Consider the following 15,202-nt stretch of genomic DNA (forward strand, 5'->3'; position numbering starts at 1 on the left):
TGAGAAGTGGGCTCCGCGAACTTCTCAAAACAAGGCAGGCACCCCGGCCCCGCCGGCAAATAGCGGACACTCCGCATGCAATCTATGCAAACAAACAAGTACGCTTAGCTACATTCGGTAAGTTCGAGCACGCTGCCCTTAACGATAAGCGCCGGCTCCAGGACGACCTCTTCGGCACGCCTGCCGCCCCTACCGGCAAGACGCTTGGACATGCAGCCAAAAGCATGCTCCGCAAGGACACCAGGATCCTGCTCAATGGCGGTCAGCGCCGGCTCAAAGAGAACGTCGGCCGCCGAGTTGTCATAGCTCACCACCGAGATATCGCCCGGGATGCTCTTCCCCATCTCGTGCAAGCGCTTGAGCAGACCGAGGGCGATGTTATCCGAACTTGCGAACACAGCGGTGGCATCAGTTGCGAGCACCGCCTCCGAGGCCTCGTAGGCACTCGGAATGTAGTACTCGCTCTCAAACTCCAAACGTGCGTCGATAGGCAGGCCAACCTCGCGCAGCGCGCGCTCATAGCCGGCAAGTCGTTTGCGACCCGTATTGGAGCGGCGTGCGTTAACCAGGCAAGCAATACGGCGGTGGCCTTGCTCGATCAGATAGCGGGTGGCCATGTAGCCGCCCATCTCGTGGTCGAACATCACCTTGTCGCACTCGAGTCCCTCAATGGCACGGTCGACCATTACGGCCGGGATGGGCAGGTGGCTGACTTCTTCGCGCAGGGCGCGGTCGTCGGAGAACTCGTCGCCCACGACCAGGAAGACGCCATCAACGCCGCGCGTCACCAGCTGGCGCAGCAGCTCCAGATCGTCATCGGCGCTTCCGCCCGAGCTGGTAATGAAGAGCGCATAGCCGTCCTCGCGGCAGCGCTTTTCCAGGCTACCGGCGAGCGAGGCAAAAAAGCGGCTCTCGATGTTAGGGACGATAAGGCCCAGGGTGCGCGACTCGCGCATGACCAGGCTGCGCGCGATCTGGTTGGGAACATAGTGGTTGCGCGCCGCGACCTCTTTGATGAGCTTGCGGTTTTCTTCCGAGATGCGACAGGGCCGATTATTGAGCACAAGCGAGACCGACGAGGGGGAAAGCCCCACCTCCTGGGCGATCTGCTTGAGGGTGACTTTGTTGGCCATCTCGCTCCTTCCGGGTTTACGCGCAATCTCTTGAAAGTATAGCGACTACCCCTCTACCTCGGTGATAAACACTTTACCAATCCGGTAGACGGCTGTTTTATCGCCGCCAGCGCACCAAATCCGTCCGGGTGGGGTATATTGCAATCGATTGATGACAACGACCACCAAAAGGCGGCTATTAGTATGCACGAAAACGATTTTTTTAACGAGGACCTGCTGTGCGCGCTTGCTGGCGTTGCCGGCGAGGACAACGTACTGATGAGCGAGCCCATGCGCGAGCACACCACGTTTAAGATCGGCGGCCCGGCCGACGTCTTTGTCACGCCCGATACCGAGCAGGGCCTCGTCGCCACGCTCGATACCTGCTATCGCTGCAATCTGCCCCTCACCATCGTGGGCAACGGCTCCGACCTACTCGTCGGCGACAAGGGCATCCGCGGCGTCGTCGTGGCGCTGGGCGAAGGTCTCTCCAACATCACCGTCGACGGCACGCACGTCACGGCGGCAGCCGGCGCGCTGCTTTCCGATGTCGCAGCCGCGGCAGCCGAGGCCTGTCTCACCGGCATGGAGCCCATCTCGGGCATCCCCGGATCGGTCGGCGGCGCCTGCTACATGAACGCCGGTGCCTACGGTGCCTGCATGGCCGATGTACTGGAGTCCGTGCGCGTCTACAAACCCGCTCGCCAGCTCGACGACGGCACCCGCGGCAGCGGCAATATCATCGAGTTCGATGTCGACGAGCTCAACCTGGGTTATCGAAAGAGCCGCATCGCCGATGACGGCTTTATCGTGCTTTCGGCCACCTTCAATCTCGCCCCGGGCAACGCCGCGATGATCAAGGCCGACATGGACGACTACCGCCAGCGCCGCGAGGACAAGCAGCCGCTCGACATGCCGAGTGCCGGCTCCGCTTTCAAGCGCCCCGAGGGCTACTTTGCCGGCAAGCTCATCATGGACGCCGGCCTGCGAGGACACGCCGTTGGCGACGCGCAGGTGAGCGAGAAGCACTGCGGCTTCATCGTCAACGTCGACCACGCCACCGCCGCCGACGTCGACGAACTCATCCGCCACATCCAGGCAACCGTCAAAGACCAATTCAACGTAGACCTAGAACCCGAAGTCCACCGAGTAGGCGAATTCCTCTAAAAAAGAAGGCCCCGAAAGGGGCCTTCACCATATTTATTCAGACAACCAGTCCGGTGAGTCGCGCCCCGAACCCGAGAGGGCCGCGTGCCCGCCCGCAATATATTTGATTGATCGCGAGTTCCGCACGCAAAGAAGGCCACTTAATGTGGCCTTCGTCTTGCGCAGGACTGCCCGAGCAGGCAATCAAATATATTGCGGGCGGGCACGCGGCCCCGTCGGCTTTACGACAGCGCAATACCGCCAAGCCAGCCCCAACGCACGCCAGAGCCAGTGCCATAGAAGCTAATAAACGAATCAAGCGACTTAGACGTAATGGCACCCTCGTTGCTCATAACGATGCCGCCGCCAACGTAGATACCCACATGACCGTAGATAAGGCCCGGAGCACCCGTGCCGCTGTGCGAGGAATCGGCCACGATCATGCCCACCTGCAGCGCCGAGCGGTCGGAGCTATAGCACCAGGCGTTAAACATGTCGCACGCATTGCCGCCAAAGTAGCCAACGCCGGCGTTACGGAAGACATTGGTGACCCACGCCGCGCACCAGTTCTGACCCGGCGAAGGCGTGGAGTAGCACGCGTTGACGACAGCCTGCTGCTTGCCCGAGCCGGCATTCTGCTGCGGAGTTCCGGGCGCGTACGATCCACCACCCGAGCTCGAACCACCCGAGTAGGAATTGTTCTTGTTCGCGGCAGCCGCGGCAGCGGCAGCCTTCCTAGCGGCCTCCTCAGCCTGGGCGGCAGCGAGGATCTCGGAATCGCGCTGAGCCATGAGCTCCTTGACGTCGTCGGAAAGACCGTTCAGCACGGTCTGGACTTCTTGCTGCTTGGCCTGCATGTCCTGCATCTGGGCAGTCTGCTGGTCCTTGAGCTTCTCTAAGTCGGCCTTCTGCGACTCGAGCTCGGTCTTTTGCGCATCGAGCTCTTCCTGGATGGTCTGAATGTCCTCGATGGCGTCGCGGTCGCTCTTGTTGATCTTCTCAACGTAATGCGCGTTGGCGACGAGTTCCTCAAACGAGCCAGAGGCCAGCAGCAGCGACAGGATGTTCGTGCCGCCGGACTTGTAGCTGGCGGCCACGCGATCGGAAAGGTCGTTGCGCTTCTTCTTGAGCTCGGCCTTCTTTTCATCGATCTGGGCCTGCGTGTCGTCAATCTTGCCCTGGACATTCTCGATGTCGTTGAGGGTCTGGGCATTCTTGTTGGCCAGCGCCGCATACTCATTTGCGATGCTGTCGAGCTGGGCCTGAACCTCGTCGAGCTGGGCCTGGGCGGCATTCAGTTTATCGGTGGTTTCTTTGGAAGCCTCCGCCGCATGGGCGCGAGCGGGCAGGCCAAAAAGAACTGCCGCAGAGGCGGCGCCGAACAGGGCCTTGAGGGCAGTGCGGCGCGAGAGCTCCTGGGAAAGGATGGAATCGCTGTTTGGTGACATATGTACTCCGTTACATGCTTATTTATATGTCGCTCAACTCATACATATTAGCGTACATATGGCGCGTCCCAACGATTTCCACGAACGGCAGGAAACTGCAAGGTCGGCGGATCGTAAGCAAATGCCAGAGATCAGGTTATGCGTACGCAAGCTCTTTTATGAGTACGTTAGCACAATCCTCTGCTTTTCCTACGGCGCACGATTTGGGCGTCCCTGCCTGCGCTATACTCCCCTCTAGAAGTGTTCCTGATTCGATAGGAGACTACATGTCCAAAGCACTCGACCCCAAAGACACCTGCGTCCTCGTTACCGGTGGCGCCGGCTTTATCGGCTCGCACACCGTCGTTCAGCTGCTCGAGGGTGGCTACCAGGTCGTCATCGTCGATGATCTTTCCAACTCCAGCGCCGTCGCCGTCGACCGCGTCAAGACCATCGTGGGCGACGAGGCCGCCAAGAACCTCACCTTCTACGAGGCCAACGTGCTCGACCGCGATGCGATGAACAAGATCTTCGATACCCATCAGATCGACCGCGTCATCCACTTTGCCGGCTTTAAGGCCGTCGGCGAGTCGGTGAGCAAGCCCGTCGAGTACTATCACAACAACATCGAGAACACCCTAGTGCTCATCGACGTCATGCGCAACCATGGCTGCAAGTCCATCATCTTCTCGAGCTCCTCGACCGTCTACGGCGACCCGGACAACCCGCCCGTCACCGAGGAGGATCCCAAGAAGCCCGCGACCAACCCCTATGGTTGGACCAAGTGGATGATCGAGCAGATCCTTATGGACGTCCACACCGCCGACCCCGAGTGGGACGTCGTGCTGCTCCGTTACTTCAACCCCATCGGCGCCCATCCGTCGGGTCTGATCGGCGAGGACCCCAAGGGCATCCCCAACAACCTGGTGCCCTATGTCGCCCAGGTCGCCGTGGGCAAGCTCGAGGCCGTTCAGGTCTTTGGCAACGACTACCCCACCCCCGACGGCACCGGCGTGCGCGACTACATCCACGTGTGCGATCTGGCCTCTGGTCACGTTGCCGCCCTTAACTGGATGAACGGCAAAACCGGCGTCGAGATCTTTAACCTGGGCACCGGCACCGGCACCTCGGTACTCGAGGTCGTCGCCGCCTTCTCCAAGGCTTGTGGCAAGGAGCTGCCCTACGTGATCCGCGAGCGCCGCGCCGGCGACATCGCTGCCAACTGGTGCGATGCCTCCAAGGCCGAGCGCATGATGGGCTGGAAGGCCCAGTACGACATCGCGGACATGTGCCGCGATAGCTGGAACTGGCAGAGCCACAACCCCAACGGCTTCGCCGACGCCGAGTAGTAAAAACCTACATACCGCTCTTGCCCCGATCTCATGTTGTGAGGTCGGGGCTTTTTCATGGCATGTAACCATTCGCCGAAAATCGACCAACTTTTTTATCTTGCCTGTACATGTTTAAACAACATGTTTTACAATAGGCGTATCGAATCAGAACATCGGAGGCGGACTGCACACCCATCGGCAGGCCGACCCCACAACAAGAAGGTTGGTGAGCGCATTCATGGAGCGTGCAAGCGGCGTCCTCATGCCCGTCTCATCTCTGCCCGGACCATACGGAATCGGCGGCTTTGGCTGGAATGCCTACGACTTCGTCGATTTTCTCGCCTCGTGCAAACAACATTACTGGCAGATTCTGCCCCTTACGACGACCAGCTATGGCGATTCGCCCTATCAGTCGTTCTCGGCCCGCGCAGGCAACCCCAACTTTATCGACTTTGCCGAGCTTATCGAGGCAGGGTATCTGGAGCAGCGCGATATCGATGGCGTGTATCTGGGATCCGACCCCAGCAATGTCGACTACGGTGCTATCTTTGGCGGCCGCCGTCAGATTCTCGACCGAGCCGCCGAGCGCTTTGCTGCCGACAAGCCGGCCGATTTCGATGACTTTATCCAGGCCAACGAGGACTGGCTCATCCCCTACTGTGAGTTCATGACCGTCAAAGAGGAGTGCGGTCTCAAGGCGTTTTGGGAGTGGCCCGCGGAGCTCCGCACCCGCGGCGAGGCTTCCGCCAAGGTCTGCGCCGACCATCCGGCGCGTATGCTCTACCACCAGATGACGCAGTACTTCTTCGATCGCCAGTGGAGCCGCCTCAAGGCCTATGCCAACGAGCGCGACATTCTCATCATCGGCGACCTGCCCATCTATGTCTCGCGTGACTCCGTCGAGATGTGGGCGACGCCTGAGCTCTTTAAGATCGACGCCGCCGGCAATCCGGTGAGCGTCGCCGGCACGCCGCCCGACCAGTTCTCGGCCACCGGCCAGTACTGGGGCAACCCCATCTACGACTGGGACGCCATGGAGTCCGACGGCTTCTCCTGGTGGGAGGGCCGCATTCGCGCCGCCCTCGACATGTACGACGTCATCCGCCTGGATCACTTCCGCGGCTTCGAGGCCTATTGGGAGGTGCCGTTCTCCTCACCCGATTCGTCCTACGGTTCGTGGACGCAGGGTCCCGGCCTCAAGTTCTTCAAGACGCTCGAGGAAAAGCTCGGCACGCTGCCCATCATCGCCGAGGACCTGGGCTTCCTCACCCCCGGCGTCATCGACATGCGCGACAACTCGGGCTTCCCCGGCATGAAGATCCTGCAGTTTGCCTTTGAGGGCACCAACTCGTACTACCTGCCGCATAACTACATTGCCAACACCGTCGCCTACGTGGGCACCCACGACAACGAGACGGCACGCGGCTGGTTTGAAGGAACGGCCACCCCGCGTCAGCGCGAGCAGACAGCCCTGTACACCCATCAGCAGGCCGGCGAACCCATGGCAGATGCACTCAACCGCACCATCGCCGCCAGCGTGAGCGACACGTGCATCTACACCATGCAGGACCTGCTCAACTTGGGCAACGAGGCGCGCATCAACACCCCTGCCATGCTGGGCGGCAACTGGACCTGGCGCATGCTCGACGGCGCCATCACCCGCGAGCTCGAGCACAAACTCACCGACTGGACCGAGACCTACTTCCGCATCCCGTCGGAAGCCGAAATCGAGCTTCCTCAATAGGAGCTACCGCGCCCAACCCCTCCCCACCGTGCGGACGCGCTTGCTTTTCCCGCGCGAGGCCACCCCAATCCCCTCGCGCGGGCTTCTTATGAATTGCAGACATGAAACAACCCATCACAGGAGAAAACATGCCCCAAATTAACCTCATGGAACTCGCCGAGCAGTCTTTTGGCACCTCGCTCGAGCAGCTCGACGACCGTCGCATTTACAAACTGCTGGTCAAACTCGTGCAGGAGCGCTCCGCCGCCCGCCCGCTCAACAACGGCAAGAAAAAGCTTTATTACATTTCCGCCGAATTTCTGATCGGCAAGCTGCTCATCAACAACATGATCGACCTCGGCATCTACGACGAGGTTAAGGACCAGCTCACCGCCGCAGGCCACGACCTCAACAAGATCGAGGAGTTCGAGGTCGAGCCGTCGCTCGGCAACGGCGGCCTGGGCCGCCTGGCCGCGTGCTTCCTGGATTCCATCGCCACGCTGGGCTTGACCGGCGATGGCGTGGGCCTCAACTATCACTACGGTCTGTTCCGTCAGCGCTTTGTCGACAACCAGCAGAAGGCCGTCCCCGACGAGTGGCTCGGTGAGCAGGACATCCTGGTCGACGATGACCGCTCCTACACCGTCGAGTTCGGCGATTTTGCCGTTACCTCCAAGCTCGTCAACATCGATGTGCCCGGTTACGGCCAGCCCAACAAGAACCGCCTGCGCCTGTTCGACCTGGCGAGCGTCGACGACGGCCTGGTCCCCGGCAGCTCCATCGACTTCGACAAGACCGAGATCGCCAAGAACCTCACCTTGTTCCTCTACCCCGACGATTCCGACGAGCAGGGCCGCCTACTTCGCATCTACCAGGAATACTTCATGGTAAGCAACGCCGCCCAGCTCCTGATCGACGAGGCCATCGAGCGCGGCAGCAACCTGCACGATCTGGCCGACTACGCCGTGGTCCAGATTAACGACACGCACCCCACCATGGTCATCCCCGAGCTCATTCGCTTGCTCACCACCGAGCATGGCATCGAGTTTGACGAGGCCGTGACCATCGTACGCTCCATGGTCGCCTACACTAACCACACGATTCTTGCCGAGGCGCTCGAGAAGTGGCCGCTCGCCAGCCTGCAGAAGGTCTCCCCTGCCATCGCCGACATTATCGTCAAGCTCGATGAGATCGCAAAGGCCGAGCACGATGACCCGCGCGTCGCCATCATCGACGAGCACGACACCGTCCACATGGCCCACATGGACATCCACTTTGGCTTCTCCATCAACGGCGTAGCCGCCCTCCACACCAAGATCCTGGAGGACACCGAGCTTCATCCGTTCTACGAGATCTATCCCAAGAAGTTCTCCAACAAGACCAACGGCATCACCTTCCGCCGCTGGATCCATGGGGCCAACCCCGCGCTCGCCAGCCTGCTCGACGATGTGATCGGCACCGACTGGCGCAGCACCGGCGATCTGAGCAAACTCGCCAAGTTCGCCGACGACAAGGACGTTCTTGAGCGCCTGGCCGCCACCAAGGTCGAGGCCAAGGCCATCATGCGCCAGTTCATGGCGCTCGAGCAGGGCGTGACCATTCCCTCCAACGCCATCATCGACGTCCAGGTCAAGCGCATCCACGAGTACAAGCGTCAGCAGATGCTCGCGCTCTACATCATCTGGAAGTACCTCGATATCAAGAACGGCAACAGACCTAAGCACCCCGTCACCATCATCTTTGGCGGCAAGGCGGCACCTGCCTACACTATCGCGCAGGACATCATCCATCTGATTCTGACGCTGTCGCAGTGGATTGCAAACGACCCCGACGTGGCTCCCTACCTGCAGGTTGTCATGATCGAGAACTACAACGTCACCGCCGCCGAGCGCGTGATCCCCGCCGCTGATATCTCCGAGCAGATCAGCCTGGCCTCCAAGGAGGCGAGCGGCACCTCCAACATGAAGTTCATGCTCAACGGCGCCCTAACCCTGTGCACGCTTGACGGCGCCAACGTGGAGATTGCCGAGCTCGTGGGCGACGAGAATATCTATACCTTTGGTGCCTCGTCCAAACAGGTCGAGCAGCTCTATGCCGACGGCACCTATGACGCCGGTGTGCTCTACCGCAAGCCCGGCATTAAACTGCTGGTGGACTTCATCACCAACCCGGCCTTTATGGCGACCGGCAACGCCGAGCGCCTGCAGCGCCTGCACGATGATATTAAGGGCAAGGACTGGTTTATGGCCCTGCTCGACATCGAGGAGTACATCCAGACCAAGGAGCGCGTGTTGGCCGACTACGAGGACCAGGACGCCTGGATGCGCAAGACGCTCATCAATATCGCCAACGCCGGCACCTTCTCGTCTGACCGCACGATCTCCCAGTACAACGACGAGATTTGGCACCTGAGCTAATTTCGCTTCCCTTACCCATCCTCTTGAGAAACGGAGTCGTGGCAACACGGCTCCGTTTTTTGTGCCCGCACGTTACCCTGCGACCCAACTCGGCCAAACAATCTCGATCTGTAACAACTACTCAACCAAAACGGTCCCAACTGTTACAGATTGAGACATACCAGCCCCTCCCCTTGGGTTTATCTCAACCTGTAACATCTAGCAGCTGAAATTCACCTTTGGTGTTACAGATTTAGATGAAATGGTTAGCTCAGCGGGACCGTCTCGATCTGTAACATCTAACGTCCGAAATCGGCCCTACCTGTTACAGATCGAGACAAACGACCGGTCAGACAGCCCCAACACAAAGAAAGGCTCCCCTCTCGCCCAGTGGACGGGAGGGGAGCCTTATATGTGACCGCGGCAAAAGGATGGCAATACCGCAGTCGCCCAAAGGGAGGGTCCGGATGCACCGGGCCTAGATAAGGTTCTTGCCAGACACCTTATCGAAGAGGTGGGTCGCGTTCTTCTCGAACTTGAACCAGATGGTGTCGCCAGCCTTGAGCGCGCCCTTGGCCTCGAGGTCGACGACGGGGATAATCAGGACGAACTGGCCATCGGGAGCGGTCACGTGGACATGCTCGGTCGAGCCCATGAGCTCGGTCACCTCGACGGTACCCTGGAGCGCGCCCTCCTCGCCCTTGTCGGCAAGCAGGATCTGCTCGGGACGCACGCCGGCCGTAATCTCCTTCACGTCGCCGCCGTCCCAGTTGAGGGCAAGCTGAGCGCAAGTCTCGGGGGCGAGTGCCACATTCATATCCTCGGTCTTGACGGTAAAGCCGTTGCCCGAGCGCACCAGCTGGGCATCGAAGAAGTTCATCTGCGGCACGCCGATGAAGCCGGCGACGAAGATGTTCGCGGGATGGTTGAAGACCTCCTGCGGCGTGGCGATCTGCTGGACGACGCCGTCCTTCATGACCACGATACGGTCGCCAAGGGTCATGGCCTCGGTCTGGTCGTGAGTAACATAAATGAACGTGCCCTTGATCTCGTGGCGCAGCTTAATGAGCTCGGCACGCATCTGGTTACGAAGCTTGGCGTCCAGGTTGGACAGCGGCTCGTCCATCAGGAAGACCTTGGGGTCACGCACGATGGCGCGGCCGATAGCGACACGCTGGCGCTGGCCGCCCGAAAGCGCCTTGGGCTTACGGTCGAGGTACTCGGTAATGCCCAGAATCTCGGCAGCAGAGCGAACTTTGCGGTCGATCTCGTCCTTGGGGACCTTCTTGAGCTCAAGCGTAAACGCCATGTTCTCGTACACCGTCATATTGGGGTACAGAGCATAGCTCTGGAACACCATGGCAATGTCGCGGTCCTTGGGCGCCACGTCGTTGACGCGCTTGCCGTCGATGAGCACGTCGCCCGAAGTGATGTCCTCCAGGCCAGCGACCATGCGCATCGTCGTGGACTTGCCGCAGCCAGACGGGCCAACGAGAACGACAAACTCCTGGTCATGCACGGTGAGATTAAAGTCCTCCACCGCGAGCACGCCGTCCTCGGTAACCTTGAGGTTGTGCTTCTTCTCCTCGGTCTTCTTCTTTTTGCCAAAGAAGCCCTTCTTTTTTGACTCGTTGTTGGGATACACCTTCTGAACATGTTTGAGAACGATCTCGGCCATGTCTTTACCTTTCGATATACGGCGCCGCGCTGAGGGGCGCCGCAGAAACTTGCAAAACAGTTACGGCATCAGCCCTTGACGGCACCTGCCACCACACCGTCGATGATGTACTTCTGGCAGAGGATGTACATGATGACGATGGGGATAACGACCATCATGATGCAGGCCATCATGGGGCCGAGCTCGACGTGGCCGTAGCCGCCGCGGAAGTACTGGATCAAGATAGGAATGGTCTTGTACTTGGTGGAGTCGAGCGTAAGGTAGGGCAGCAGATAGTCGTTCCAGACCCACATGGTCTCGAGGATGCCGACCGAAAGATAGGTGGGCTTCATGATGGGAAGGACGATCTTAAAGAACACCTGGACCGGGTTGCAGCCATCAATCATGGCCGCCTCCTCGATCTCGAGCGGGATGTTCTTTACAAAACCGGCGAACATAAAGACCGCCAGGCCCGCGCCAAAGCCGAGGTAGATAAAGCAGATGTTGAACGGCGTGTTGAAGCCGATGCGGTCCGCCAAATTGGACAGCGTGAACATGAGCATCTGGAACGGCACGACCATCGAGAACACGAACAGGTAATAGAAGAAGTTCGAGATCTTGTTGTTGACACGAACCACGTACCAAGCGCACATGGAGCAGCACACCAAGATCAGCACGACCGACGTGACCGTGATGATGAGCGAGTACATAAATGCCGAGGCAAAGCCCTGCTCGTTAAGGGCGTGCATGTAGTTTGCGAGGCCGTTGAACGTCTCGGGCGTGAGCAGATCGAATGCCGTGGTGGTGCTGATTGCGGTCGCTTTCTTAAAAGAATTAAGCGCAATCATGAACACGGGGTAGATCCACGCGAGCGACAGAATCGTAAAGAAAATCGAGAGCGCACGGTTGATAACCTTATCGCGTTTCATTACTGCTGCACCTCCTTGGACCTCGTGGCCTTAAGCTGAATCATGGAGATGGCCACGACCAGGATGCAGAAGATAACCGCCTTGGCCTGACCAATGCCCTGCCATGCGATACCGGCACGCGAATAGAACGTGTTGTAGATGTTCAGGGCGAGCATCTCGGTGGAGTGCGCGGGGGCGCCGCCGGTAAGGGCGAGGTTCTGGTCGAACAGCTTAAAGCCGTTGGTGATGGACAGGAACAGGCAGATGGTGATGGTCGGCATCAGGTTAGGGATCTTAACCTTCCAAAACGTCTGCCATGCCGTAGCGCCGTCGACCTTGGCGGCCTCGATGTAATCGGACGGAATGGACTGCAGACCAGCGATGTAGATGATCATCATGTAGCCGACCTGCTGCCACAGGGTCAGGATGATAAGGCCCCAGAAGCCAGCAGCAGAGTTAAGGGCGATGAGCTGGGCGCCCACGTTGGAGAGCAGGCAGTTGATCAGAATCTGCCAAATGTAGCCCAGCACGATGCCGCCGATCAGGTTAGGCATAAAGAAGATCGTACGGAAGATGTTGGTGCCTTTGAGCGCCTTGCGGGTGAGCGCCTGCGCAATGGCCAGGGCGATCACGTTGATGAGCACCGTCGACAGGAAGGCAAACGCCACGGTAAAGAAGAACGACGTGGAGAACTGCGGATCGGACAGCGCGCGCACGTAGTTCTCGATACCGACAAAGTGCGCGTTACTAATGATAATAAACTGGCAGAACGAGAGATAGAAGCCCTGGATAAAAGGGATCACGAACCCGATCATAAACGCCAGGCACGTGGGCAGCATAAAGAGCGGCCACCAGCGCTTGAGTGCTTTGCCCATAAAAGGGTCCTTTCAATATGCAGGGGGCGGGCAAACCAACGTCTGCCCGCCCCCCTGTCGCTAATCAGATAGCTTGGGCAGCAACTGCTTACTCGGAAGCGGCCTTCTCGGTCTTCCAACCATCGACGAAGGCGTTCTTGACGCCGTCCCACTTGCTGTTATCGGCAGCGTAGGCAATCAGAGCCTGCTTGAGGTTCTTCTTCCACTCCTCGGAGGGAATGTAGACGAAGTCCCAAGCGACGGTCTTCTTGCCGTCCTTGGCCATGGCAACGGCCTGCTGCGAGAAGACGTTGGTGGTCTCCTTGGCGCTCTTGAACGGAGCGGTCAGACCCATCTTGTCGGCGATGATGCTGGTCGGGGTGTCAGCGGTGACGCACCAATACATGAAGTCCTCGGTGGCCTTCTGGGCATCCTCGGAAGCCTGGGAACTGACGCACCAGTAGTTCTCGCCGCCGGAGCACAGGCCCTGGTTCTCCTCGCCGTCAACACCGATGTAGATCGGCATCATGCCAATCTGATCGTCGGTCATGCCGGCCTTGACGAGGTCAGAGTAGGCCCAAGAGCCGTTCTGGTAGAAGACGGCCTTGCCGGTTGCGAACTCGTTGGTGGCGTCGTCGCCGGTCTTGGAAGCAAGCTGCGAAGGATCGCAGGTGGAGTCGGTGATGTACAGGTCGAAGATCTGCTTGTAGTTGTCGAGGAACTCACCCTTGATCTCGTCGTCCTCCTGGTTGTGCTCCTTCTCAAACTCGTAGTAGAGCGGCATGTTGGCAAGGTGGGTGGTGTAGCGCCAGCTGGAGGAGTCATCCATGCCGGCGGAAGTGAAGGCACCCTCGACACCAAGCTCGTCCTTGCGGGCCTGGATGTCGTCGGCACAAGCCTTCAGCTTGTCGAAGGAGTTGATGTCCTCGGCCTTGTAGCCAGCCTTCTCGAGCAGCTGCTTGTTGTAGATGATGCCGAAGCTCTCCTGGACCCAGTCGATGCACACATCCTTGCCGTCGGACTGCAGAGCCAGGGAGTCGTCAATGAGCTCACCGCGGAGCTTGGTATCGGACAGGTCGGCGCAGTAATCCTTCCAGTTCTTAAGACCGGTGGGGCCGTTGACCTGGAACAGGGTCGGAGCGGAGCTCTTGGACATCTCGGACTTGAGCTTCTCCTCGTAGGTGTTGGAGGCAGCGGTCACGATCTTGACCTCGACGCCCTTCTCCTTCTTATAGGCCTTGGCGATCTCCTTCCACTCCTTGTCGACCTCGGGCTTGAATTGGAGGAAGTAGACCTCGGCAGCGTCACCAGAAGCAGAGGAGCCGGAGCCGGCAGAACCACCGCAACCCACGAGGCCCAGACCAAGAACTGCAGCCGCGGAACCAGCAAAGCCCAGGAACTGCCTTCTGCTCATTTCGTTCTTCATTACAATCCACCCTTTCACACCGTGGCGGCACCCTTTGCCGCCGCCTTCGGAGATTGGCTCGGGGACTTTGCCCCTTTTGCTGATTTGAACGATACGCTATTTGGCTAGTTGTTTGAACAAGTATTACTAGAGCGGTAGAAAAACTTCGGTGAACGGTAATTTCAACTTGATACTTGACAAGTTTTGTATAAACAATTATTTGTTATTGAATGCAGAGAAAACGCCCGGTCAAGCCGATGTACCGTCGGTTTGACCGGGCGTTTTCTCTTTGAGGCCATGAGTCTCGTCAGGCTGCGAGCTAGCCGGCTATCGCTTGGAATTGACGCGGTAATGGAAGATCTCGGGGTGTGTGCGAGTGTGCGTCACCTCAAACAAGATGCCATCCGAGGTGTACGACTGACTCTCCATGACGGCAACGCAGTTGTATTTGCCGAGGTCAAGATAGCTGCAGTCCTCATCGTTGGCGAGCTCGACACTCACCGTACGACGGCTCGCCATCACTTTGACACCGCGCTTGTGCTCCAGATAGCCGTAAATAGAATCTGCCGCGATCTCGGGAGTCAGGCCCTTGGCGATCGACGCCAAAAAATAGCCATGGTCCACTTGGCGCGCGTTGCCGTTGAGGCTTCGGACACGCACTACGCGAATCAACTTCTCGCCCACCTTAAAGCCCAGGTGACGAGAGAGTTGCTCGGTGCAAACCAGATGTTCGAAAGACTTAACGTCCGTCGATGCAACGGCATTGTTGCGCTTTGCAAACTCGCCAAACGACTCAACCTCTTCGAGTGCGCCCAACATGTCGGTTTCGCCCTTAAGCCAAATAACGCGCACGCCCTTGCCGTGTATGGGCTGCACAAACATCCCGTCGGCCAGCATACCCAAGGCGCGACGGACGGTATTGCGAGTGCATCCGAACTCCGCGGTCAGCTCGGCTTCGGTTGGCAGCATCTCCTGAAACGCATAGGTCCCATTAATGATGCGCGAGCGTATTTCTCGGTAGATTCCTTCGTATATCGCTTTTGGCATTGTTTCACCTCTACATTATTCATTTCCGGCTAGGCACGATAGCATTTCTTAAAGTTGTTTAAACTGAATATCGGTAAAGCGACAGGATTTAACCGTTGACGGTTTCTGTCATGCCCAAATCGGTTTCGCTCAAAACTGCCGGTACGACAATCGTCTGGTCCTCTACAATGAATCCATTGTTTAAACGTTTCCCCAC

Annotated in this window: 11 protein-coding genes; 4 read left to right on the forward strand and 7 right to left on the reverse strand. The window is 58.7% G+C overall.

From position 1 onward, the window contains the following. Positions 1-104: 104 nt before the first annotated feature. Positions 105-1,133 carry a LacI family DNA-binding transcriptional regulator gene (locus I2F59_RS07900; RefSeq protein ID WP_006235873.1) on the reverse strand — a complete coding sequence of 343 codons (1,029 nt, stop codon included), beginning with the start codon at positions 1,131-1,133 and terminating at the stop codon, positions 105-107. A 183-nt stretch (positions 1,134-1,316) separates the two neighbouring features. On the opposite strand from I2F59_RS07900, the gene murB reads away from it, so the two are divergent. After that, entirely contained in the window at positions 1,317-2,279 is a 963-nt protein-coding gene (gene murB, locus I2F59_RS07905) for a UDP-N-acetylmuramate dehydrogenase (protein ID WP_195503804.1), read from the forward strand. A 221-nt stretch (positions 2,280-2,500) separates the two neighbouring features. On the opposite strand, the gene I2F59_RS07910 is transcribed toward murB, so the two are convergent. Further along, positions 2,501-3,706: a coiled-coil domain-containing protein gene (locus I2F59_RS07910; RefSeq protein WP_006235871.1), complete on the reverse strand. Its 1,206-nt coding sequence runs from the start codon at positions 3,704-3,706 to the stop codon at positions 2,501-2,503. Between the two features lie 266 nt (positions 3,707-3,972). Here I2F59_RS07910 and galE point away from each other — a divergent pair, with 266 nt between their 5' ends. The 3 genes from galE to glgP all read left to right on the forward strand — a co-directional run bounded on the left by galE (position 3,973) and on the right by glgP (position 9,156). Continuing rightward, complete coding sequence (gene galE / locus I2F59_RS07915) at positions 3,973-5,034, forward strand: UDP-glucose 4-epimerase GalE (protein ID WP_006235870.1); 1,062 nt, start codon at positions 3,973-3,975, stop codon at positions 5,032-5,034. Between the two features lie 208 nt (positions 5,035-5,242). Then, a complete protein-coding gene (gene malQ, locus I2F59_RS07920; protein ID WP_271802661.1) occupies positions 5,243-6,760 on the forward strand; it encodes a 4-alpha-glucanotransferase in 1,518 nt (505 codons plus the stop codon). A gap of 128 nt (positions 6,761-6,888) precedes the next feature. Further along, entirely contained in the window at positions 6,889-9,156 is a 2,268-nt protein-coding gene (gene glgP / locus I2F59_RS07925) for a glycogen/starch/alpha-glucan family phosphorylase (RefSeq protein WP_229065406.1), read from the forward strand. Between the two features lie 457 nt (positions 9,157-9,613). Here the strand turns inward: glgP and I2F59_RS07930 are convergent, their stop codons facing one another. The 5 genes from I2F59_RS07930 to I2F59_RS07950 form a co-directional block, all read right to left on the reverse strand. After that, positions 9,614-10,813, reverse strand: coding sequence for an ABC transporter ATP-binding protein (locus I2F59_RS07930; protein WP_035137764.1), 1,200 nt, complete (start codon positions 10,811-10,813; stop codon positions 9,614-9,616). A gap of 68 nt (positions 10,814-10,881) precedes the next feature. After that, complete coding sequence (locus I2F59_RS07935) at positions 10,882-11,721, reverse strand: carbohydrate ABC transporter permease (protein WP_022095055.1); 840 nt, start codon at positions 11,719-11,721, stop codon at positions 10,882-10,884. Further along, on the reverse strand, positions 11,721-12,575 hold the full coding sequence (locus I2F59_RS07940; RefSeq protein ID WP_006235864.1) for a carbohydrate ABC transporter permease: 855 nt from the start codon (positions 12,573-12,575) through the stop codon (positions 11,721-11,723). The genes I2F59_RS07935 and I2F59_RS07940 overlap by 1 nt, the downstream gene beginning before the upstream one ends. Before the next feature lie 88 nt (positions 12,576-12,663). Further along, positions 12,664-13,980 (reverse strand): ABC transporter substrate-binding protein, encoded by a 1,317-nt coding sequence (locus I2F59_RS07945; protein ID WP_006235863.1) that lies wholly within the window; start codon positions 13,978-13,980, stop codon positions 12,664-12,666. 306 nt (positions 13,981-14,286) lie between these two features. Continuing rightward, the gene (locus I2F59_RS07950; RefSeq protein WP_195503806.1) at positions 14,287-15,006 is read right to left on the reverse strand and encodes a GntR family transcriptional regulator; all 720 of its coding nucleotides are present in this window, start codon (positions 15,004-15,006) and stop codon (positions 14,287-14,289) included. Between the last annotated feature and the right edge of the window lie 196 nt (positions 15,007-15,202).

Source organism: Collinsella aerofaciens (assembly GCF_015556945.1).
Lineage (GTDB): Bacteria > Actinomycetota > Coriobacteriia > Coriobacteriales > Coriobacteriaceae > Collinsella > Collinsella aerofaciens_AO.